Genomic DNA, 25,070 nt, shown 5'->3' with positions numbered 1-25,070 from the left:
GCAACATAAAATCAACTGCAAACAGTAACTTATACTAATTTGCTCAAACTAGCATTCATTTTATTAGCAATCTCTTGATTTCTTACCCGTCGAATACCACCCCGTTCTCGTTGCAGAAGTTTTGTTTCTGGGGTATCTGGGATTAAGTTAATATCTGCTAATCGGGAAAAGTATTGATATTTTATTCCTAGCATTAACCAGGAATAACTAGATATTATTACCATCCACGCAACAAAGCTCAAGCAGATAATTAACTTCATTTTTTCGGGTGTGAACAGGAAAAGTTTCGGGCAGAAAATCATAACTAACTTGCAGATTTTAACGCATCCAAAGCTAAATTTAATTGCAAAACATTAACTCCTGGTTCACCAAAAATCCCCAAAAAGCGACCATCGGTATTTTGAGCAATCAAAGTTTCTAACTGTTGGGGTTGGAGTCCTCGCGCTTTGGCTACACGGTTAACTTGTGCTTTGGCAGCTTCCGGGGTAATGTGGGGGTCAAGACTGGACGCAGAGGTGTAAACTAAATCGGCAGTAGGTTGAATACCTGCTTTTTTTAACCGATTTAAATCACCTTCAACACGTTTGCTGGGGTCGGGATCATCTTTACCTTTGATACGTTCAATCAATGCTGAATTACTTGGTGCTAAATTACTCGCACCAGAAACCCCAGTTTTTAATACTCCAGCATCATCTTTTTTCGGGTCAGCAGTACTGTAACTGGTAGTACTAGGACGACTATTAAAATATTTTTCAGAAGTGAAAGGTTGACCAATTAAACTAGAGCCAATTACTTGACCTTGGCTATTTTTAATCAAACTACCATTGACTTGAAATGGCAAAATAATCTGTCCAATACCAATCATCGCCAAGGGATAGATAATAGCGCCAATTACCCAAAGAACTAAAGTAGAACGAATGGCTCTGTTAACTTCGCGTGCAAAACTCATTAGAATTTCTCCGGGACAAACATAACAAAAAATAAATAAGTAGAAAGGCTCAAAGTTACTAGCCCTAACAGACCTAGTGACCAAGCTTGAACATGGGAAAAACTTTCTCCGGTGGCAGCATAAACAACAGGCGCAACCACGATGTTTAAACACATTCCCAAAAAGATATATAAAGGTAATCTTGGAATGCGGTAATCAGCCATAAAATCAATTATTTCTGTCAATATTTGAGGTAAACGAAAAGATTTCATACAACTATTCCACTCAAAAATATAGTGGTTCTTATGATGGTGAGGTACAAGAAAGAATAATTAACCGCAGATAAACGCAGATAAACGCAGATGAAAACAGATAAATGGTATTTCAGCAGACGATTCCCTATTCCCCACTCCCTCTTATCAAGACAAAGGTAGGATGACATCAATTAATTTGATGGCAATAAAAGGTGCAACAATTCCACCCAAACCATAAATGAAAATGTTGCGTCTTAATAATTGATCTGCTGTCAGGGGACGGAATTTGACTCCCGTTAGTGCTAAAGGAATCAGTACCGGAATAATTAGGGCGTTGTAAATTAGGGCTGAGATAATTGCTGATTGGGCGCTTTTCAATCCCATAATGTTGAGTGCGCCAATTCCCGCCGCCGCAAAGATAGTGGGAATAATGGCGAAATACTTAGCAATATCATTGGCAATAGAAAAAGTAGTTAACGCCCCACGGGTAATTAATAACTGTTTACCAATAGTTACCAAATCAATTAACTTGGTGGGGTCAGAATCTAAATCCACCATGTTGGCGGCTTCTTTTGCAGCTTGTGTCCCAGAGTTCATGGCTAAACCCACGTTGGCTTGAGCTAATGCGGGTGCATCATTAGTACCATCTCCGGTCATCGCTACTAACTTACCTTGAGATTGTTCGGCACGAATTACACCAATTTTGTCTTCTGGTGTGGCTTCAGCGATAAAATCATCAACACCAGCTTCTTGAGCAATCACACCAGCAGTAATGCGGTTATCACCTGTGAGCATAATTGTCTTGACACCCATCCGCCGGAGTTGGTCGAATCTTTCGCGTAAACCAGGTTTAACAATATCTTTGAGATAGATAACCCCAAAAATTTGGTCATCTTGACAAACGGCTAAGGGTGTACCGCCTAACCGCGAAACTCGCTCATAAGCTGCATCAACATCACTAGCAATCTTGCCTCCACGAGAGCGAACAAAGCTTTTAATGGCATCTACCGCCCCTTTACGGACTTGCTTACCGTTGGGGAGATTTGTCCCACTCATCCGGGTTTTGGCAGAAAATTCTACACCTTCTGCTTGGTTGATATCGAAATCTACACCCACTCGATAAGTATCTGCCAGTTTGACAATTGATCTCCCTTCTGGTGTTTCATCAAATACACTGGCAGCATGGGCAACTCTGGCGACATCTTCAATGGTGTAACTGTTGACAGGGATAAACTCATCCGCCATCCGGTTGCCCAAGGTGATTGTACCTGTTTTATCTAGCACTAGGGTATTAATATCACCACAGGCTTCGACGGCGCGTCCAGAGGTGGCAATCACGTTAAATTGCGCTACTCTATCCATCCCTGCAATGCCGATCGCACTGAGTAAACCACCGATGGTTGTTGGTATCAAAGCAACTAATAATGAAATCAAAATCGCCACACTCGCACCAGCCCGTAAGCTGTTACCGGCTTCCGCACCAAATATGGTACTGATAAAGTTAGCAATAAAGTTAACAAAGGGCGGCATTGTTGCCACCACAATTAAAAAGACTTGGGTTAATACTGCTAACAGTACCGTTAAGGCAATTTCGTTAGGTGTTTTGGTGCGTTCTGCGCCTTCTACCAAGGCAATCATGCGGTCAATAAAACCCTTACCAGGATCAGCAGTAATCCGAATTGTTAATTCATCAGAAAGCAAGCGCGTACCGCCTGTAACTGAACTGGCAATATCTGTACCTGGTTGTTTGAGTACTGGGGCTGATTCTCCGGTGATGGCTGACTCATCTACAGAACCAAGACCTTGAATCACTTCGCCATCGGCGGGAATCATGTTATTAGCTACGACTTTGACTAAATCGCCACGTCGCAGTTCTGTAGAATTAACTGTTTGAATTGAACCATCAGGAAGAATTTTACTCGCAACGGTATCAGAACGGGTGGAGCGCAAGGAATCAGCCTGGGCTTTACCGCGTCCTTCGGCTACGGCTTCGGCAAAGTTGGCAAAGACAACGGTGAAGAACAGAATAAGTGTAATTAAACCGTTTAATAAGCGTTGTTGATTAACATCTGCTTGAATTGTGCCGAATAAATTGGGGTCGAGGGTAACGAGAAAGGTAACAATTGTTCCTACCCAGACGATAAACATGACTGGGTTACGAACAGCTATTTTTGGGTGGAGTTTAAGAAATGACTCTTTAATCGCTCGTTGGTAGAGTCCCCGCATATCTGTTTTGGGGGTATGTTTGCGCGAGTCACGGGTTCCTTGAGGAAGACGAGGTGTTGTGTTGGTTTTCATAGAAAGAGAGAATGTTTTCACGCAGAGACGCGGAGGCGCAAAGGAGTATTGTCTTAGCCGATGCCTTTGGCTATCCAGAAGGCTTCACCGATGGGGCCGAAGGCGAGGACGGGAAAGAATGTGAGTGCGCCGAGAATTAAAATTACGCCTGCGGTTACGCCTGTAAATAGTCCGGTGTCGGTGCGTAATGTGCCAACGGTGAAAGGGACTTGGGGTTTGCGAGACATACTATCGGCGAGTAAGAGTAAGCCGATGATGGGAATATAGCGTCCGGCGAGGAGGCTGAAGCAAGTGCTGAGGTTCCACCAGAGGGCGGTTGCTGTGGTTTTTGCGCCTGCTGCAATGGCGATGGGTGATGGTTGGGAGTCGCCTAAGCCTTCAAAGCCTGAACCATTGTTAGCCGCAGCCGAAGCATATTCATAAAGGACTTGGGCAAAGCCATGAAAGCCAGGGTTGCTGATTCCTGCTAGTTGGTCGGGGAAGGCTAAAGCAATACCAGCAGGAATCATAATGGAGATGGGGTGAACTAGGAGAATCAAGAAACTCGCTAGTACTACCTCGCGCTTTTCGATTTTGCGTCCGAGAAATTCTGGTGTGCGTCCTACCATTAAGCCTGTGACGAATACTGCCAAAATTAGGTAGGCAAATAAATAAGCTGTACCTGTACCTTGTCCACCCCAAATTATTTGTAAAAACATATTGGAGAGGGTGACAAAACCACCGTTGGGCATAAAGGAGTCATGTAAACTGTTGACTGCACCGCACATGGTTCCGGTGGTACTGACGGCAAATAAGGCTGACTGCGCCCAGCCGAAGCGGACTTCTTTACCTTCTAAGTTGGGTTGGGTACTACCTAAGAGTGCGTTGACTGCGGGGTTGCCGTTATATTCACCAATGGCGGTGATGATAATAAATACGATGTAAATTACGCCCACCATCCCGTAAACTAACCAGGCTTGTTTAGTGTTGTTGGCAAATAAGCCGTAGGTATAAATCAAGGATGTGGGAATTGATAACATCGCCACAATTTGAATTAAGTTAGAAAATCCGTTGGGATTTTCTAAGGGATGGGCTGAGTTAATGGCAAAAAAGCCGCCGCCGTTTTCTCCGAGTTGTTTGATGATTTCAAAATGGGCAACGGGGCCGAGAGCGATCGCCTGACTTACACTAGAATCTTCTAAGGTGGGGAATACAACTGGCCCTGCTAAGGTTTCGGGAACACCAGCCGCCATCAATGCAATTCCACCAACAATACAAATAGGTAATAAAATTCGCGTAATTGAGCGAATTAAATCTACATAAAAGTTACCTAATGGTCTACCTGTTAACCCACGAATAAAGGCAATTCCCACTGCTAAACCCGTGGCGGCTGAGGTAAACATGTGATAACCAAGCCCCCACATTTGACTGGCGTAACTCAAATATGTTTCACCAGAATAATGCTGTTGGTTGGTGTTAGTAATAAAGGAAATTGTTGTGTGTAGGGCTGTATCCCAAGTTGGTGCAGGGATTTTTGTTGGGTTAAAGGGTAGCCATCCTTGATTCATGAGAATGAAGAATATCAGCAAACCCATAACGATATTGCTGTAGAGAATGGCTCTGGCATATTGCCAGCCTGTCATCTCTGCTTTAGTCTGAACGCCAACTAAAGAGTAAAGTATGCGTTCAATTGGGTTTAAAATTGGGTCGAGAAATGTGCTGCGCTCTTGATAAACACGCGCCATATATCGCCCAAAAAATGGAGTTATGGCTACTACAATCAGTAGCGTTAGTCCAATTTGAATCCATCCTTGGAGCATAAATATTAATTATTTAGACAATTTGTAATTAATTGAATTAATTTAGATCATCGATTTTTCATGAGGGAAAAACAAGGGATGGAGGATATAAATTTATACTTATACAGCGTTTATTTTTTTCTATATCTAGCGTTTAGTTGGTTTCTAAACGCTGTTAATTTATGATAAACGAACCGCCAAGACGCAGAGAGCGCAGAGAAGATAAACTATTGTCATGAGGTATTAATCAAGAATATATTAGGACTTACGCAGACTCTACGATTTCTTGGCGTTCTCGGCGACTTGGCGGTTAGATAAATTAAGCTTTTCGGGAATTTTTGCGTAAGTTTTATATTGAAGATAGCAATACTCACTGTTGAGGGTACGGGAACAAGGAATTAACCGCCGATAGCAGAGGATGAACGCTGATGAACGCAGATAAATTTGGAGTTCAGAAAAATAGTCAAGGCTATAAATTAGGCAGATTTATTATTATATTGTGTCTATTTGTTGGTGTGATGGTGATGGAGTTTAAAACACCAACAGAATATGTTTTTGGATATCTTTATACAGGCGCAATTTTATTAACAAACTATTGGTTTGGTGGCAGGGCAACTTTTTTAGCGACTTTGGTGGCGGTGTGTTTGACGTTGTTGAATTTGGTTGTACCTGGAAATGAATTAGTGAAAGTCTCCACGGTCGCTAGTCGCTTAATTGCAGTGATGGCTTTGATTGTGACTGGTATTTTAAGCGATCGCCTGCGTCGTTCTCAAGAGGCGATCGCTCTCACTCGCGCCAAGTTAGAATCGCAAGCGGAATTGGTGAAGGTACGAGAAGATTTTGCTTCGACGCTGACTCATGATTTAAAAACACCGTTGTTAGGAGCAATTGAAACTATCAAAGCTTTTCAACAAGAAAAATTCGGCCCAGTTGTACCAATGCAGCAACAAGTTTTATCAACAATGGCACGCAGTCATCAAACTTCCTTACAATTGGTAGAAACGCTTTTAGATGTTTATCGCAACGATACCGAAGGTTTAAAACTGGACTTAGCACCAGTGGATTTAACTATCTTGGCAGAGGAGGCGGCTGGTGATTTGATGGAATTAGCGGCAAATCGTCGTGTTCATCTGTCGGTCGGTTATGGTGATTCTAATTGGCGACAATCATTGTGGGTGTATGGTGATGCGTTGCAACTGCATCGTGTGTTTAATAATCTGTTAGTCAATGCTATTAATCATTCCCGCCGTGGTGGGAAGGTGGAAGTTTTTTTAGAACCCCAAACTTCTTATCAAGTCGTGAAAATTTTAGATACGGGTGCGGGTATTCAACCAGAACAGTTTTCTCACTTATTTGAAAGATTTTATCAAGGACATAGCACCCGTCAAGCCAAAGGCTCAGGTTTAGGGCTTTATTTATCTCGGCAAATTATTGAAGCCCACGGGGGTATAATCTGGGCAGAAAACAAAGTGCCGACTGGTGCTGTGTTTGCTTTTAAACTACCTGTTTATCCACATCTTGCGCCTAGCGGCTGAAGTCACGGTTACCTCGAAGTCTTATCCTGGATTTCTCACAAGAGAGAAATCCAGGGGTGTGGGAGGGGTGGGAGGATGGTGAAAAAATCTTTCCCCCCACACTCCCCACACCCCCCTCTCTCTCCACACCCGCTACCCATACGTGAGAAATTCGGGTTATCTATTCCCTTTACCTGTGTGAAATGTCTTCTACCCCCATCAAAATTTTGTTAGTTGAAGATGATGAGCTTTTTCGCTTAGGTTTGCAAGTACGGTTGCAGCAAGAACCTGGGTTAGAAATTATTGCTGAGACTGAAGATGGTGAAACAGCTATTGAGCTAGTCAAAGAACATCCTCTAGATATTGTGTTGTTAGATGTGGGTTTACCGGGAATTGGTGGAATTGAAACTTGTAGACAAATTAAGCAGCAAAATCCGGCATTGCCAATTTTAATTCTCACTTCCCACTCGCAAAAGTCTTTAATTTTCAAGTTAATTGAAGCAGGCGCTCAAGGTTATTGTCTTAAAGGCATTGCTGCGGAAAAATTAGTTTTAGCATTGCGTTCTGTGGCGGCTGGCGCTTCTTGGTGGGATGAAACTGCAACTAAAGAAATTCGTTCTTCTGTTTTGGCTGAACCATCACCCCAGACAGACAATATCTTAAAGCCTACCAATCCCCTAACTGGGCGCGAACAAGAAATTTTATCGCTGTTAGCAGCAGGTAAAACCAATCAAGAAATTGCAGCTGCACTATATATTGCACCAGGAACAGTGCGAGTGCATATTCATGCCATTTTACAAAAGTTAGAGGCGAGCGATCGCACTCAAGCTGTGATGATGGCTTTACAAAAAGGATTAATCAAAAGCGACATCATTGTGAATGATTAGCAAAATCCACAACGGAAGGTATTTGGTTATACTCAAAATGCTTTTATGAGATAGGAAGGAAAATCACAAACTCTGTCCCTTCACCTAGAACAGAATTGACTGTGATTTTACCACCGTGTTTTTCTTCGATAATTTGCTTTGCTATAGCTAATCCCAAGCCCGTACCTTTACCAACAGCTTTAGTAGTAAATAAATGGTCAAATATTTTGTGTTTTACTTCTTCACTCATCCCTTTACCATTATCAGCAATGGAGATTTTCACAGTTTTCTCTGCTATCGATGTGGTAATTATAATTTGATTAGGATGAGCTTGAATTGACTCAAAACTACGTCCGTGATTCGATTCATCTAATGCGTCGATAGCATTTGCCAAAATATTCATGAATACCTGATTTAATTGCCCAGGGAAACATTCAATTTGGGGTAGATCACCGTAGTTAGTAATTACTTCAATTGCGGGACGTTGTTCGTTAGCTTTGAGACGGTGTTTGAGAATCAAAATTGTACTATCAATGCCTTCATGAAGATTAAATGGCACTTTATAATCTCGATCAGCACGGGAGAAAGTACGTAGAGAGGTGCTAATGTTTTTCAATCTATCACAAGCTATTGTCATAGAATCGAGCATTTTAGGCAGGTCTTCTATGCTATATTCCAAGTCAATTTCTGCTTCGTGATCAAGAATTTCTGAACTCTTATCGGGTAAAGTTTCTTGATAGATTTTCAAGTGTTCGATAATATCAGCAAAGGTGGGTTTAGCTTGTTTGAGAGTTGCCGCAATAAATCCCAAAGGATTATTCATTTCATGGGCGACACCAGCGACTAAGTTACCCAAGGCAGACATTTTTTCACTTTGAACGATTTGTAATTGAGCTTGTTGCAAAGCCAATTCAGCTTGTTTGCGTTCGCTAATATCTAACATAATGCAATCCCAAACAAAACTTCCATCCACAAGTTTGCGGATGTAGCCTTCCGCCTGAACCCACTTGACAATTCCAGAAGGTGTCAAAATTCTACCTGACCATTGCCCAGAAGTCAGAGTTGTCATTGCGCCTCCTAGCGCCTGTTGGAAAGTCACAATATCTTCTGGATGAACTATATCAATGAGAGTCTTGACATTGGTATTGAATTGCTGGACTGGTATTTCCCATAATTTATAACAGCCTGCACTGATATAAGGTAAAGATTGTTCACCATTAGTAGACAAATGGACTTGATAAACAGCCCCAGGAAGATTATCTACCAAGTTATGAAAGCGAGAATTGCTGGCGCTCAATTCGTCAACCGATCGCTGTAATTGTTGGGCGGATTCCTGAGAACGTTGATAAAGTTGGGCATTTTCTATGGAAATGGCGGCTTGAGCGCAGATGAGGTTGAGTAGTTCGATGCGATCGCTTGTAAACGCCCCCGTCACTAAATTATTTTCTAGATATAAAATTCCCAGCAACTTCCCTTGATGTAAAATCGGGCTGCACAAAATACTCTGAGGCTGTTGACGAATAATATATGGATCGTTGGCTAAGGTGATATCTGCGGTTGCATCCAGCAGAATTATAGTTTGACTATTGCGCTTGACTTTGTAAATGAGTTTTAAGGGAATTTCCTGGCTATCCTCAACCGCCAGGTTTTGCAATACAACAGGCTCATTCCTCTGAGTAATTGAGCCAGCAATCAGCAGGCGCGAGTCTCGTAACAGCATTAACACACATTTATCAGCCCCAGCATTTTCAATGACGATGGAAAGCAACGATGACAGCAGTTTTTCCAGTTCAATTTTCCCGGAGATACTTTGAGATGCTTTGAGGATAGCTTTCAAATCTAGGGTATCGGAGACACTGCTGCTAGAACTAGAGGAACTGCTGGATGAGACACTCCCTAATGCGAGGATAGTTTCGTTAGTGGATAAGGAAAAACGGGTTTGCTGGAGGATGGGAGCAAGCAGTTGGGGATAGCGTCTTTCCAAGTCGGCAACTTTGGCTTTAGCTCCCCAGCGAGCATAGGCATAGTAAGCTTGGGTCATGTATTCCTGAGCAATATGCTGTTTACCCCAATTGAGATAAAACTTTGCTGCTAGTTCGTTAGCTAGTCCTTCTTCTTGGATATAGCCATTTTCTTTAGCTCCAGAAATAGCGCGATCATAATATTCAATTGCTTCCGCTTTATTGCCAAAAATCCGTTGTCGTTCTGCCTCAACTAAATACCATTTATGGAGATGATTCATGGGTGCAAAATGCGCCCACTGTTGCAACGTGGTTTGATGGGTTTCAACCAAGGCGAGAAATTCATCTAGTTCTGACTCTGGCTGTGTAGACAACAGTGCCAAATGCGTCAGGGCTGTATAGAAATGAAACATGGGAATAAAAATCATCCCTGATACTGCCATTAAATACTGTTTGGCTTGGGTGTTATATTCTAGGGCAGAGGTGTAGTTACCAAAAAAGTATGCCAGCATCAGTTTGTAAGTGTAAGCAATAGCGATCGCGGTGAGATCCTTGTCCTGATAGTGCTTAGGAATCATCACCGTTTCATCATAGGCGCTGCCAACTAAACAATCTGACAGAATCCGGGTTTCCTTCAAGTTATGTACAGTCTGCTGCATCATATCCAAATAAGTCAGGGCAGAATGTTGTTTTATCTGCACTAAGACAGCCCTGTAATCTGCTATTTCGGGTTCCCAAATATCCAGTTCTATCCCAGCAAAAAGTTTGGCAATAAAGTAATTGAGCGAGTTGTAGCCAGCGTTGAGAAAATCACCAGTTTCTATACCAGTTACATAGCCATCTTTCATCGTCAGCGTTGTTACCCTGAGAGATTCCCGATGATGTTGAACCCAGGCTGAAAACAGCAGTAGAACTTTAGATTTGAATTCCCCGACATTAAATTGATCGAGCAAGTTTATTGCTAATCGCCCAAAGCTATAGCCTGTTTTCACTTCTCCCAAAAAGGCACACAACACCATACCGTGAATCATATACCCCACAGTCGATCCTGGTGTATTCCCAAACTGGAGTGATAAACTTACCATCGTTGCACTCAGTATGGGCAGTAATCCCGGCATTGCCTGTAGAATCGGCGAAAATAATGTTCCTAAGAGTTGCATAGCTGCCTGAGTATGGCAATCGCTCATTACAGGTAGATTGACTAATTCTTCAATCTCTCTACCGCTTTGAAGGTTAGCTAGGGTTTCTAGGGCTTTGCTAATTTTGGCTTCGTCAGGTGCTGTGGGGAGTTCAACCCCCAATTGAGATAGGGCATCTCTTCCTACTGTAATGGCTTCTAATATCTTGCCCTGAGATGTCTGAGCGACGATTTGAATTTGGTATATTTTGATTTTGTCTAAAATTGTCTCAGCTTCTTTTAACGCCAGTGCTGCTATTTTCTCCATGCCATCAAAATCTGCATTCAAATAGGCAACTTCGGTAGCAGCAATATGGAGATTCATCGTCAATTCATACTGATCTTGCCAGCAGTTGACTGTCAGTAAATCAATCCCTGTTTGCAAATAGACTCTGGCTGCAACATAAGCTGTAGAATTTCTAGCTTTCTGCCCAGCTTTTAAGTTAAGTTGGGCTAGTGCTTCCCGTGCTTGCGGTTGGGTAATTAGCTCAATTCCTTGGTTTAAATGCCTGACAATATCAAACAGTTTTTCTTCCAGTTCTACTTCCGAGGAACTGTGCAGTAATAATTGTCCAATTTTCAGGTGAGTTGCAAGTTTTTGGTCATCGGGAATCAAGGAATAAGCTGCTTGTTGAATGCGATCGTGGAAAAATTTGTATGTAACAATCTCTTGATTTTCTGGTGTACTGACTAGAGTTTCTTGCCCAACATAAAACTTATAAATATTACCAATTGGTAAAATCAACCGTTCTTGTAATGCTTTCCATAAAGCAGCAGCAGTCTCAATTTGGGATTGTTCTGAAACAATAGCCAAAGTGGATAGATCGAATTGATTACCAATATAAGCAGCCAACTGCAATACATTTTGAGTTGCTTGTGGCAGTTTTTTCAATTGAAATGCCATAAAAGCCACAACGTCATCTGTAACTGCTTGAGTCCTCACCTGTATAATGTCACATTGCCAGCAGGCTAAATCAACATCAAATTTAATCAGTTCTTCTTGATGTAATGCTTTGAGAAATTGTGCGGTAAAAAATGGATTTCCCTGAGCTTTTTGATGTATCAATACTGAAAATTCCCATACCATTTCTTCTGGACATTTGAGGGTATCAGCAACTAGCTGATTGACTTGTGATTGACTGAGTGCTTCTAAAGTAACTGTGTTAATTGTTGCTTGTGTTTTCTGGATCTCACTCAAAGTCAACATTAATAGATGTGCTGGATAAACTTCATGATCACGGTACGCACCAATGATGAAAAGATGCCTGGTATCAGCCATTAATAGCTGCATCAACTTGAATGATGCCGAATCAGCCCATTGTAAATCATCTAAAAATATGACTAAAGGATGTTCTTTAGTTGTAAAGACTTGGGTGAATTTTTGAAATAATAAATTAAATCTATTTTCTGCGGCTGTTCCTGATAATTCTACTGCTGCTGGTTGTTTGCCAATAATTATTTCTAATTCGGGGATGACTTCAATAATTACTTGTCCATTTTCCCCAACAGCATCTAATATTTTATTTCTCCATTCCTGAATCTTTACATCACTTTCAGTCAACAATTGCCCCATTAAATCGCGGAAGGCTTGCACAAAAGCACTGAAGGGAATATTCCGTTGAAATTGGTCATACTTACCTTTAATAAAGTAGCCGCGTTGCCTGACAATGGGTTTATGTACTTCTTTTACAACTGCTGTTTTCCCAATTCCCGAAAACCCAGCTACTAGTATCATTTCGGTTGCGCCAAGGCTAACTCTATCAAAGGCTTCTAAAAGGGTTTGAACTTCGGTTTCTCTGCCATAGAGTTTATCAGGGATGATGAAGCGATCGCACAAATCTCTTTGTCTAATCTCAAAGCTTTGGATTTCGCCAATTTCTTTTAGTTGATTTAGACAGTTTTCTAAATCAAATTTCAATCCCAATGCACTCTGATATCTATCTTCAGCATTTTTCGCCATCAGTTTACTGACGATTTCTGATATAACCAAGGGGATATCTGGATTAATTTCATGTATGAGTGTGGGAACTTTCGCAATATGAGAATGTACCAATTCCATCGCATCATGAGATTGGAATGGTAATTCTCCTGTTAATAGTTCATAGAAAGTCACACCCAGGGAATAAAAATCTGTGCGGTAGTCAATCCCGCGATTCATTCTCCCTGTTTGTTCAGGAGAGATATAAGCGAGTGTTCCTTCTAAAACATTCGGGTTAACTAGGGTTTGGGTTTCTCTGGGTAATAATGATGCAATACTAAAGTCAATTAATTTAACTTGTTTAGTTTCGGGGTTAATTAATATATTGCTGGGTTTGATATCTTTATGAATAATTCGCTCATGGTAGAGTAAGTCTAGGATATCGCAGAGTGCGATCGCTAAAACTAAAAACTCCTCAATAGATGCAACATTTTGATTTTTGGCAAAATAATCCTTGAGGGAAATTCCCCCAAAGTCTTCCATGACTAACATATAGCCATTATGTAAGGGTTCGAGGCTATATGTTTGGATAATCAGAGATGAATTGAGGTTTTTCCCAATAGTGTATTGATTGCGAAATAATAACAATTCGCTAAAGCTGGGATAGGGGTTTTTCAGCAGTTTGATAACTACTGGTGTTGAGTCGCTTTCTCTGACTGCGCGATAAACTAGTGTTCGGGAGCCATCATAGAGTTGTTCGCTGATGCGATATCCGGGAATCTTCACAAGAGTGTCAATCATAATCACTAAATCTTCAAAATGTCTTGATTTAGTATTCCCAAAGGATCAACTTTCCTCTATGATGACGTAAAAATTTACACTGGCAGTTGGATGATAAATTCTGTCCCTTCACCTAGAGCAGAATTGACTGTGATTTTACCGCCGTGTTTTTCTTCGATAATTTGCTTTGCTATAGCTAATCCCAAGCCCGTACCTTTACCGACTCCCTTAGTAGTAAATAAATGGTCAAAGATGCGATTTGTCACATCTGCACTTATACCTTTGCCGTTATCTCGAATATGGATATAAACTTGATTGGCAGTGACATAAGTACGGATCGTAATTTCTTGGGGATGGGCTTGTAATTCCGCAAATGTGCGAGTTTGCGCCATCTCATCAAACATATCAATGGCATTAGCCAAGATATTCATAAATACTTGGTTTAACTGTCCAGGAAAGCATTCAATTTCTGGGATATGGCCATATTCTTGTTGAATATTGATGGCGGGGCGCTGTTCATTGGCTTTTAGGCGGTATTTTAAAATCATTAAGGTGCTATCCAAACCATCATGAATGTTAGCTATGACTTTATTGACTGTATCGGCACGGGAGAAGGTACGCAGACTGTTGCTAATAGATTTAATGCGTTCCGTTGCTTCTGTCATGGAATGCAGCAACTTGGGTAAATCTTCGATTAAAAATTCCAAGTCGATATTTTGGGCATTATTTTGAATTGGGGCAGCAGGTTCAGAATAATGTTGTTGATACAGTTCTAGATGTCCGATTAAATCTTGGGTGTATTCTTGGGCGTTACGGATACTCCCGTAAAGAAAGCCAATGGGGTTATTAACTTCATGGGCAACCCCGGCGACTAAGTTACCCAAAGATGCCATTTTTTCATTTTGTACTATTTGGAGTTGGGATTGTTCCAACTGTTGGGCATATTCTTGGGCTTGGTGATAGAGGCGGGCATTTTCTAGGGAAATGGCGGCTTGAGTACACAAAAAGTTGAGAATCAAGATGCGATCGCTTGTAAACACCCCACTGCTAGACTGATTTTTTAAGTACAAAATCCCAATTAAATTGCCTTGATTGAGAATTGGTAAGCACAATACACTCTTTGGTTGGTGCAGAGTTAAATATTCACCAATGACAGGCAAATCAGTTTTGAGATTGTCAACTACTACGACTTCTTGGGTGTTTTTGACGTACTGTATCAGCTTGACTGGCAAATTAGGATTGTTCTCCAAAGGTTCCGCACAAAGTTCTGTGGTGTTGGTTGTGGCGATCGCCCTGACTTGCCAGATTCCCGCACGGTTGGGTAACATCAAGGCGCAGTGATCAGCACCAGAGTTTTGCAGAATAATTTGTGTTAATTGAGACAGCAAATCATCTAATTGAATGGTGCTGGAAAGACTTTGCGAGGCTTTGATAATAGCGGCAAAATCTAAAGCTAGATTCAAACTGGTGTTAGAAGAGGCAGTAGTGGCACTATGAAATGAGACATTAGAACTAGTCACAGCCGCCAGGGTTTCTAAGGGGTTGAGAGTTGCTGTAGCTGGCTGAAAAATCGGACGCAGTAAATTAGAGTAACGACTTTCTAAATCTTTGGTTTTGGCTTCTGCACCCCAATGGGCATAACCGTAGTAAGCTTCCTGCATATAAGTTGTGGCGATTTTTTCTTTACCCCAAGCGAGGTAAAACTTAGCAGCCAGTTCATAGGCGAGGGCTTGTTCTTGGAGGTAGCCGTTGGCTTGGGCGAGGGCGATCGCGCGATCGTACAAATCCCCGGCTTCATAATATTTGCCTAATACCCGATAAGTTTCTGCTTCTATTAGTTGAAACTTATGCAGATAATTCGCAGGGGCATGATCAGCCCATATCTGCATAGATTGTTGATTCTTGGCAACCTTCTCTAAATCTACAGTTGTTGTGAGAGTATCTGGGCAATATGCTGACAATAAACTCAAAGATTGATAAAAGTTCTTCAGGGGAGTAATTAATAAACCCGCCGCCCCTTGTTCATATTCTTCAAATTTGCTGGCGTATTCTCTCGCGGTGTCAATATCACCAAACAAATAACAGAGTAAAAGTTTAGCAAGATAAACATAGCAAATACCGTTGACATTGCGACTTTGAATTAAGGCAGGTAAAGTCACAGTTTCATCAAAACTTGTACCAACCAGCGTCATCACGTTTTCGGCTTTGCCACGCAGATTAATCACTGTTTGTCGCCAAGTATTTGCCCAAATTAACGAAGCTTCTTGCTTAATATCTTCAATGAGCAGACAATATTTATCGGCTTCTGCTTCGGCAATTTCTAGATGTTCACCTGTCCAAAATAAAAATTGGCAATAGCAGTTGGCACAATAACCAACATATTCTAAATCACCATGTTCTAAACCACTGGTTAAACCAGATAAAAATACAGGTAATGTGGAACGTAAAGAATCTCGCCAATGTTTAATAAATAAAGCAAAAGTCAGATTTACTTTACTAGTTAATTCTTTGGCTTGCAATTGCTCTAAAATAGTAGTTGCCAGTTGCCCAAATTGATAGCCACGTTCAATTTCACCAGTCGCACATAAAAATAAGCCATATAAACTATAAGCGATGGCGGCTTGGGGAGAGTTACCACATCGAATGCAGATTTTCACCATTGTGAATATCTTTAAAGGTAACAATTGTGGTTTGGCTAAATAGACAGATGCAAATAAACCTACTAAGATTCGCATTGCTGCCAATTGATCAGGTGCTTGGAGAATTGGTAAATTTGCGAGAGATTCGATGGGGCGATCGCCTAAAATAATTTTGAGTTGTTGGTGTTCGGCAATCATCGTCTCAAAATCACAATCTTCTGGGAAATCAACGCCCAGTAAATTCAAAGCCTCCCTACCTGTATTGATAGCTTCTAGCAGTTGATTTTGGGCGGTGTAAGCTAAGATTTGAATTTCATAAACTTTGATTTTATCGAGTGGTTGACGCGCCGATAATAGGGTTTGATCAATGAAATATTTAGATTGGGCAAAATTAGTATTTAAATATTCTGATTCTGCTAAAGATTCATACATTTGCAGAGTCAGTGCATACTGATTTTGCCAGCAATTTTCGGTTAACAGTGTTAAACCAGTGTTTAAATAACTCACAGCCGCCGCGTAGGCGGTAGCTACTTTGGCTTTGTGTCCCGCCCGCAAGTTTAACTCGGCTAATTGTTCTCTTGGGGATAGTTCTGTAATTAATTCAATACCGATATTGAGTTGATTGACAATATCAAAAATTCGGTTGTCTAACTCTGATTCTAAGGTATTATTTAAAAGTAATGCCCCAATTTTGCGGTGAGTAGCTTGTTTTTGGCGGTCAGGAATGAGAGAATAAGCAGCTTGTTGGACGCGATCGTGTAAAAACTTATAAGTTAAATTCTCAATTCTGTGAGTATTTTGATTTGCTTGTTCGTGGCTGAGATAAAATTTATAAACTTCACTTTGGGGCAGAATTAGTCCTTCTTGCAAAGCTTTCCACAAAGCTGTTGCCGCTTCCATTTGTAATTGTTCGGAAACAATTGCTAAGGTAGCTAAATCAAAAGAATTACCAATGCAAGCAGCTAACTTAAGAACATTTTGGGTTTCATCAGGCAACTTTTGTAATTGCTGTGCCATAAACTCAACCACATCATCGGTGAGAGATAAGGCATTAATTTGAGCAATATCACATTCCCAATAGCCTTGTTCACGGTTAAATTTAATTTCCCCATCTTCGTGTAAGGCTTTGAGAAATTGGGTAATGAAAAAGGGATTCCCTTTGGTTTTACGGATAATTAATTCTGTCAGGGGGAGCGATCGCTCAGTTGTACAATGTAGTGTATCGGCAATTAACTGATTGGTATCACTCAAAGTGAGAGGCGCAAGGGTAATTGTATTTACAGTTCTACCAACTTGCTGGAGTTCTGCAACTGTTAAGATTAACGGGTGAGTTGGCGAAACTTCATTATCTCGATAAGCGCCCAACAATAACAGATAATTTTTATCTGCCATCAGCAGTTTAATTAATTGCAAAGATGCGGAATCTGCCCATTGCAAATCATCAATAAACATCACTAATGGATGTTCGGCGGTCGTAAAGACGGCAATAAATTTCTGAAATAATAAGTTAAATCTGTTTTGGGCGGCTGTTCCTGATAATTCTGGTGCAGGTGGTTGTTTACCAATGACTCTTTCGAGTTCTGGCATCACTTCAATTAAAACTTGTCCATTATCGCCCAAAGCCGCGAGAATCTGACTGCGCCATTGATTTAATTGGGTATCTGATTCTGATAATAACTGCCCAATCAAATCGCGCAAAGCTTGGACAAAAGCCAATAAGGGAATATTTCGGTTAAACTGATCAAATTTTCCTTTGATGAAGTAGCCTTGCTGGCGGGTGATGGGTTTATGCACTTCGTTGACGACGGCGGTTTTCCCAATTCCCGAAAATCCCGCAACCAGCATCATTTCAGATGTACCCTTGGCGACACGTTCAAAGGCTTGCAACAGGCTGATAACTTCGGCTTCACGTCCGTAGAGTTTTTCGGGGATGAGAAAGCGATCGCAAATATCCCGTTGTCCAATGGCAAAATTGGTAATTGTACCAGTATCTTGTAATTGCTGAGTGCAAGTTTCTAAATCATGCTTTAATCCTAAAGCACTTTGATATCTATCTTCGGCGTTTTTCGCCATTAATTTCAGCACAATATCTGCAATTACCTGGGGAATATCTATTTGATTACCCAAAATCAGAGTTTTGGCGATATGACAATGCACTAACTCCATTGGATCATCGCAGATAAACGGTAAAGTCCCCGTCAACAGTTCATAAAAAGTCACACCCAAAGAATAAAAATCACTGCGGTAATCAATACCCCGGTTCATTCTCCCGGTTTGTTCTGGAGAAATATAAGCAAGTGTCCCTTCTAAAACATTGGGACTTTTGATTTCTTGAGTTTCTCGCGGTAATAAAGAAGCAATACTAAAGTCAATTAATTGTATCTGTTTGCTATGGGGATGAATCAGGATATTCGCAGGTTTAATATCCTTGTGGATTACACGGTGTTGATGTAAATCTTGCAGAATATTACTGAGTTGAATCGCGATCGCTAAAAATTCCGCTAAAGAAAGAGTCGTGGTTTTGATATATTCTCTTAGAGCGATCGCTCCCGTATCCGGCATCACTAATATATAACCATGCCCATAAGTTTCTAATGACAAGGGACGAATAACACCCGAAATTTGCAGATTTTTACTAATTGTGTATTGGTTCCGAAATTGCAATAACTCGTGAAAACTCGGATATTCGGAAGTGAGAAGTTTGATGACTACTGGCAGTTGATCAACTTGACGGATAGCACGATATACTATGGTTCTAGAACCTGCATACAATTGAGAACTAATTTGATATCCAGGAATGACGGGTGTCTGCAACTCAGTAGTCATTGATATATACCTCTAGTTTCTTTGGGTGGTTGCTTCTCTACATGGATGAAACCACGCGCAGCAAGTTTAGATAAACTTAGTATTCCCATTTGTGAGAGGTTTAATCACTAATAATTAGTTAAAGAGATTATGAATTACTGAATTTATTAATCAGACAATATGGTATTCCTATTTGAGATGTGAACAACACAGATCAGTGAATCCTTAGACAAGCTAGGTGTATCTTATGAGTGAAGTATTCACCAATTCTGTCTTCTGATTCCTTTTTATATAATCGGCAGGGAAATTATAAATTCTGTTCCCTCACCTAAAATCGAATTAACCGTAATTTTACCGCCGTGCTTTTCTTCGATAATTTGCCGCGCGATCGCTAATCCTAAGCCCGTACCTTTGCAGACTCCCTTGGTAGTAAATAAATGGTCAAAGATTTTATGTTTTACCTCTGCACTCATTCCTTTACCATTATCAGCAATGGAGATTTTGACAAATTTATCTGCTATTGATGTGGTGATTGTAATTTGGTTAGGATGAGCTTGAATTTCTGCAAAACTCCGTCCGTGATTTGATTCATCTAAAGCATCAATGGCATTCGCCAAAATATTCATAAATACCTGATTTAATTGCCCAGGGAAACATTCAAGTTGAGGTAAATTAGCGTAATTAGTTACTACTTCAATCGCCGGACGTTGTTCGTTGGCTTTGAGACGATGTTTGAGAATTAAAATTGTACTATCAATGCCTTCGTGAAGATTAAATGGTACTTTGTAATCTCTGTCAGCACGGGAGAAAGTGCGTAGGCTAGTGCTGATATTTTTTAATCTATCACAAGCCATTGTCATGGAATCCAGCATTTTAGGCAAGTCTTCTATGGTATATTCCAAATCAATTTCTGCCTCGTGGTCGAGGATTTCTTCAGTTTTATCGGGTAAGGTTTCTTGATAGATTTTTAAGTGTTCGATAATATCGGCAAAGGTGGGTTTAGCTTGTTTGAGAGTAGCTGCAATAAAGCCCAAAGGATTATTCATTTCGTGGGCGACACCAGCGACTAAGTTACCCAAGGCTGACATTTTCTCAGTTTGCACCATTTGTAATTGGGCTTGTTGTAAGTCTTGTAATGCTTGTTCTAACTCCTGTGCTTTTTGTTGAAGTTGGACTGCGGCAAGTTGACGCTCAGTAATATCATCTGCTAGGGAAGCAACTCCAATTAACTCACCATCTGCATTGACAAGGGGATTATTATACCAAGCACAAATAATAGTTTTGCCATCTTTGGTAATATTTTCATTGATCTTGTAATTGCCACCTTGTTGTGATAGAAGATTGCATACAATTTGGTCAATTTGTATTTGAATTGTTGGAGGAATAATGAATTGGAGTTGACGACCTAAAGCTTCCTGTTTGGTGTAGCCAAATATCCTTTCTGCTGCTGGATTCCAGTCAGTAACGCAAAAATTAGTATCCCACTCTATGACTGCCAGTGGAGTTTGTTCTACCAATAGCTGGAGTCGTTTTCCTGATGCTTGCAAGCGAAGTTGTGCAGCACTTAATTCATCAAGCGATCGCTCTAGCTGTTGTTTTGATTTCTGAGAAAGTTGATAAAGTCGGGCATTTTCTAGGGAAATGGCGGCTTGGGAGCAGAGTAGGTTGAGGATTTCGACGCGATCGCTCTTAAACGCCCCCGTCACTAAATTATTTTCTAGATATAAAATCCCTAGTAACTTACCTTGATTTAAAATCGGGCTGCACAAAACACTCTGAGGCTGTTGACGGATAATATAGGGGTCATTGGCGAAAGTGATATCTGCGTTTGCATCCAGTAACACTACAGTTTGTTGGTTGTTTTTGACTTTGTAAATGAGTTTGTGGGGAATATCCTGGCTGTCTGCAATGGGAAGACTTTGCAACACAATTGGCTCAGAACCCTGGGTAATTGAACCTTGAATTAGTAAGTTATTATCTTGCAACAGCATTAACACACATTTATCAGCCCCAGCATTTTCAATCACGATGGAAAGCAACGATGACAGCAGTTTTTCTAGTTCGATTTCACCGGAGATAGTTTGAGATGCTTTGAGAATTGCGGTTAAATCTAGGGTATGTGAGACACTGCTGCTAGAAGCCGAAGAACTACTTTTTGTGACAGTCCCCACAGTGAAGATAGTTTCGTTAGTGGAAACAACAGAACGGCTTTGCTGTAATATAGGTGCAAGTAATTGGGGATAGCGTATTTCTAAGTCGGCGATTTTGGCTTTTGCTCCCCAACGGGCATAACAATAATATGCTTCCTGTATATAACCTGCGGCGATTTTCTCTTTCCCCCAATCGAGGTAAAATTTAGCGGCTAATTCGTTAGCTAAAGCTTCTTCTTGGATATAGCCGTTGGCTTTAGCACCGGAAATAGCGCGATCGTACCAGTCTCCTGCTTCATAGTATTTTCCTAAAATCCCATAGCGTTCAGCTTCAACTAGGTCAAACTTATGCTGATGATTCATGGGCGCATAGTTCGCCCATTGTTGTTGCAGTTTTGTTTGATTTTCTTCTACCTGTTGCAGCAATGGCGATCGCTCTTCTAATCCCTGTCGCAAAGTAGCCAACACAGTCAAAGAATCGTAGAAATAAAATTCCGCTTCCCCTAGCGTTCCCACACCACCGTTAAAATAGCGTTTTACTTCAACAGCATAAATCCGAGCCGTTTCTACCTCGTCAAATAAGCAACACAACATCAGCTTAAACACATAAAATGCGTATAAGCACAGCAGGTCACGAGCTGAAATTATTTGTGAAAGAAACTCTGTCTCTTCAATGGCTTCCCCCGCAAAAATATGGGGAGATTCTGCATCTCCTAACAAATTTAAAGTACCTTGCCAATAGACTCGACACCAATTTGCTGGGGTCAATTGACTCATTTGGACTAACGCCTGGTGATAGGCTCGAATTTCTGGCTCTAAGGTATCCAGAGGACGACCGCACCAGAAGGAATTAGCACAAAAAGCATGGGCATTGTATCCCACATATTCTATGTTGCCAACTTCCAATCCTGTTGTATATCCCTCTTGCACCAGAGGTAGGATGTCTCGAATGTGGAATTTGCGATGTGATGTAAATAGCCCAGCCGTGTGAAATGCTTCTGGTTTCATCACTTTGGCCTCTAGTGCTGAGGTGAGTTGAATGGCTAACTGATTAAATTTCACCCCTGCATTCACATCTTGGAGAAAATTGGCAACAATAATGCTGTAGCAAGAATAAGCAGCTATAGAAGCGAGTGTATTCCCATATTCAATGGATAACTTCACGGGTATCGTCACCAGCGCAACATACAACGAAGAACCCGATATATAGGCAGATGAGAACAGACGAGTCATGATCTCAACGATCGCCATAATTCGGCGATCGCTCATTCTCGGTAGGTGTACCAAATCCTCAATGTCACGCTCTCCGATCAGCTGATTGACTTCAGCGATAATCGGCGGAAAATCAGCCTCCGTCATGGTTTCGGGCAGGGGTAAGCCGAGCAAAGCTAAAACGTTCCTGGCTACCTCAATCGATTCCAGCAATTTGTTTTGAGAGATCAGAGAAACAATGCGAATCCGGTAGACATTGACTTTTTCTAGTACAGACTGTGCTTGCTCGATTACCGTTTCAATCACAGATTCCATCGCCGCATAATCTCCGCACAAAGATGCTAATTCTGCGGCTAACTCGTAGAAAGCCAGGGTGATTTCATACTGTCTTTGCCAAGCTGTTTCTCCCAACAACGATAAGCCGACACGAACATATTCGCGCCCTCCTTGATATGCTGTTGTCGTCCTCGCTTTGCGAGCTGCAATCAGATTGAGACGGGCGAGATCATCCCGTTGGTGTTGCTCACTCATTAATGTCTGGCCATGATTTAATTGCCCGACTAGCTCAAATATTCGCTCTTCTGTGTCTTCTGGGGATATTTTGGATAATAATAATTGTCCAATTTGGTAATGAGTTGCCTGTTTTTGTTCATCAGGAATCAGGGAATAAGCTGCTTGCTGTACTCGGTCATGTAAAAATTTGTAATTAACAATCTGTTGATTTTCTGATGTATGTCTTAAAGTTTCTGTCCCGATATAAAATTTATAAACATCGCTAATTGGTAAAATCAACCCTTCTTGTAATGCTTTCCATAAACAAGCTGCTGTTTCGATTTGAGATTGTTGTGAAACAATTGCTAAAGTTGCCAAATCAAAAGAATTGCCAATACAAGCTGCTAACTGCAATATTTCTTGAGTTGATGGTGGCAATTTACGTAATTGTAAGCTCATAAAAGCCACAACATCATCTGTCACTACTTTGATACTCACTTGAGAAATATCACATTGCCAACAGCCTAATTCAAAGTCAAATTGAATTAGTTTATCTTGATGCAATGCTTTGAGAAGTTGGGTAGTAAAAAATGGGTTACCTTGAGTTTTTTGATAAATTAATACAGAAAGATTCCATGCCACATCTTCTGGACATTTGAGGGTATCAGCAGCTAATTTATTTACTTGTACTTGACTGAGTGCTGCTAAAGTAATTGTGTTAATTTTGGTTTGGGTCTTTTGGATTTCACCCAATGTCAACAATAATGGATGTCCGGGATTAACTTCGTTATCACGGTATGCTCCAATAATGAAAAGATGCCCAGTATTCGCAATTAATAGCTGTATTAACTTTAATGATGCCGAATCTGCCCATTGTAAATCGTCTAAGAATATGACTAATGGATGTTCTTTAGTTGTAAAGATTTGGGTGAATTTTTGAAATAATAAATTAAAGCGATTTTCGGCGGCTGCACCTGATAATTCAACTACTGGCAGTTGTGCGCCTATAATGTTTTCTAATTCGGGAATGACTTCAATAATTACTTGTCCATTTTCCCCGACAGCCTCTAATATTTTATGCTTCCATTGTTCTATTTGTACATCGCTTTCGGTCAATAATTGCCCCATTAAATCGCGGAATGCTTGTACAAATGCCGAAAAGGGAATATTGCGATTAAATTGGTCATATTTACCTTTAATAAAGTAGCCGCGTTGTCTAACAATTGGTTTATGCACTTCGTTAACAACGGCTGTTTTCCCAATTCCCGAAAACCCAGCCACCAGCATCATTTCCGTTGTACCCTGGCTGACTCTTTCAAATGCTTCTAGTAGGGTATTTACTTCGGTTTCTCTGCCATATAATTTATCAGGAATAATGAAGCGATCGCACAAATCCCGACTCGCAATTGCAAAACTCTGAATCTCACCAGTTTCTCTTAGTTGAGTTAAGCATTTTTCTAAATCAAATTTTAATCCTAATGCACTCTGATATCTATCTTCAGCATTTTTCGCCATCAACTTACTGACGATTTCTGAGATAACTGAGGGGATATCTCGATTAATTGCGTGTAATAATGGGGGAATTTTCGCAATGTGAGAATGTACCAATTCCATCGCATCATTAGATGAGAATGGTAACTCACCTGTGAGGAATTCATAAAAAGTCACACCCAAGGAATAAAAATCTGTGCGATAATCAATACCCCGGTTCATTCTCCCTGTCTGTTCGGGAGATATATAAGCGAGTGTGCCTTCTAATACGTTGGGGTTAACTAGGGTTTGGGTTTCTCTGGGTAGGAGTGATGCAATACTAAAGTCGATTAATTTGATTTGCTTGGTTTCAGGATTAATTAAGATATTGCTGGGTTTAATATCTTTATGAATAATTCGCTCGTGGTAGAGTAAGTTGAGAGTGTCGCAGAGTGCGATCGCTAAAATTAAAAACTCTTCTAAAGATGCAAGACCCTGATTTTTGCTGAAATAATCCTTGAGAGAAATTCCCCCAAAGTCTTCCATAACTAACATATAGCCATTATGTAAGGGTTCAAGGCTATAGGTTTGGATAATCAGAGGTGAGTTGAGATTTTTGCCAATAGTGTATTGATTGCGAAATAACAACAGTTCGCTAAAGCTGGGATAAGGATTTTTCAGCAGTTTTATGACTACTGGTATTGAGTCGCTTTCTCTGACTGCGCGGTAAACCAGCGTTCTCGAACCATTGTAGAGTTCTTCACTAATGCGATATCCGGGAATCTTCACAAGCGTGTCAATCATAATATCTAAATCTTGAAAATGTCT

The 25,070-nt window shown here is 40.8% G+C and carries 10 protein-coding genes; 2 read left to right on the top strand and 8 right to left on the bottom strand.

Going from position 1 to position 25,070, the window contains the following annotated elements; genetic code table 11:
* Positions 1–29 precede the first annotated feature (29 nt).
* The 5 genes from H6G77_RS13340 to kdpA all read right to left on the bottom strand — a co-directional run bounded on the left by H6G77_RS13340 (position 30) and on the right by kdpA (position 5,279).
* On the bottom strand, positions 30–260 hold the full coding sequence (locus H6G77_RS13340; RefSeq protein WP_190589667.1) for a hypothetical protein: 231 nt from the start codon (positions 258–260) through the stop codon (positions 30–32).
* A gap of 44 nt (positions 261–304) precedes the next feature.
* Complete coding sequence (gene kdpC, locus H6G77_RS13335; protein ID WP_190871808.1) at positions 305–949, bottom strand: K(+)-transporting ATPase subunit C; 645 nt, start codon at positions 947–949, stop codon at positions 305–307.
* Positions 949–1,152: a potassium-transporting ATPase subunit F gene (locus H6G77_RS13330; RefSeq protein ID WP_242049212.1), complete on the bottom strand. Its 204-nt coding sequence runs from the start codon at positions 1,150–1,152 to the stop codon at positions 949–951. The genes kdpC and H6G77_RS13330 overlap by 1 nt, the downstream gene beginning before the upstream one ends.
* 195 nt (positions 1,153–1,347) lie before the next feature.
* The gene (kdpB, locus tag H6G77_RS13325; protein WP_190871806.1) at positions 1,348–3,480 is read right to left on the bottom strand and encodes a potassium-transporting ATPase subunit KdpB; all 2,133 of its coding nucleotides are present in this window, start codon (positions 3,478–3,480) and stop codon (positions 1,348–1,350) included.
* A 53-nt stretch (positions 3,481–3,533) separates the two neighbouring features.
* Positions 3,534–5,279 carry a potassium-transporting ATPase subunit KdpA gene (gene kdpA / locus H6G77_RS13320; RefSeq protein WP_190871805.1) on the bottom strand — a complete coding sequence of 582 codons (1,746 nt, stop codon included), beginning with the start codon at positions 5,277–5,279 and terminating at the stop codon, positions 3,534–3,536.
* 407 nt (positions 5,280–5,686) lie between these two features.
* Between kdpA and H6G77_RS13315 the strand changes: the two genes are divergently transcribed.
* Positions 5,687–6,793 (top strand): sensor histidine kinase KdpD, encoded by a 1,107-nt coding sequence (locus tag H6G77_RS13315; protein ID WP_190871804.1) that lies wholly within the window; start codon positions 5,687–5,689, stop codon positions 6,791–6,793.
* Between the two features lie 182 nt (positions 6,794–6,975).
* Positions 6,976–7,659 carry a response regulator transcription factor gene (locus H6G77_RS13310; RefSeq protein WP_190589673.1) on the top strand — a complete coding sequence of 228 codons (684 nt, stop codon included), beginning with the start codon at positions 6,976–6,978 and terminating at the stop codon, positions 7,657–7,659.
* A gap of 43 nt (positions 7,660–7,702) precedes the next feature.
* Here H6G77_RS13310 and H6G77_RS13305 read toward each other — a convergent pair whose 3' ends face one another.
* The 3 genes from H6G77_RS13305 to H6G77_RS13295 form a co-directional block, all read right to left on the bottom strand.
* Entirely contained in the window at positions 7,703–13,495 is a 5,793-nt protein-coding gene (locus H6G77_RS13305; RefSeq protein ID WP_190871803.1) for an ATP-binding sensor histidine kinase, read from the bottom strand.
* A gap of 74 nt (positions 13,496–13,569) precedes the next feature.
* A complete protein-coding gene (locus H6G77_RS13300) occupies positions 13,570–18,939 on the bottom strand; it encodes an ATP-binding sensor histidine kinase (RefSeq protein WP_190871802.1) in 5,370 nt (1,789 codons plus the stop codon).
* 266 nt (positions 18,940–19,205) lie between these two features.
* Positions 19,206–25,046 (bottom strand): ATP-binding sensor histidine kinase, encoded by a 5,841-nt coding sequence (locus tag H6G77_RS13295; RefSeq protein ID WP_190871801.1) that lies wholly within the window; start codon positions 25,044–25,046, stop codon positions 19,206–19,208.
* Positions 25,047–25,070: the final 24 nt, after the last annotated feature.

The organism is Aulosira sp. FACHB-615 (assembly GCF_014698045.1).
In the GTDB taxonomy this organism is placed as follows: domain Bacteria; phylum Cyanobacteriota; class Cyanobacteriia; order Cyanobacteriales; family Nostocaceae; genus Nostoc_B.
This window is presented reverse-complemented; position numbering and strand designations above follow the sequence as displayed.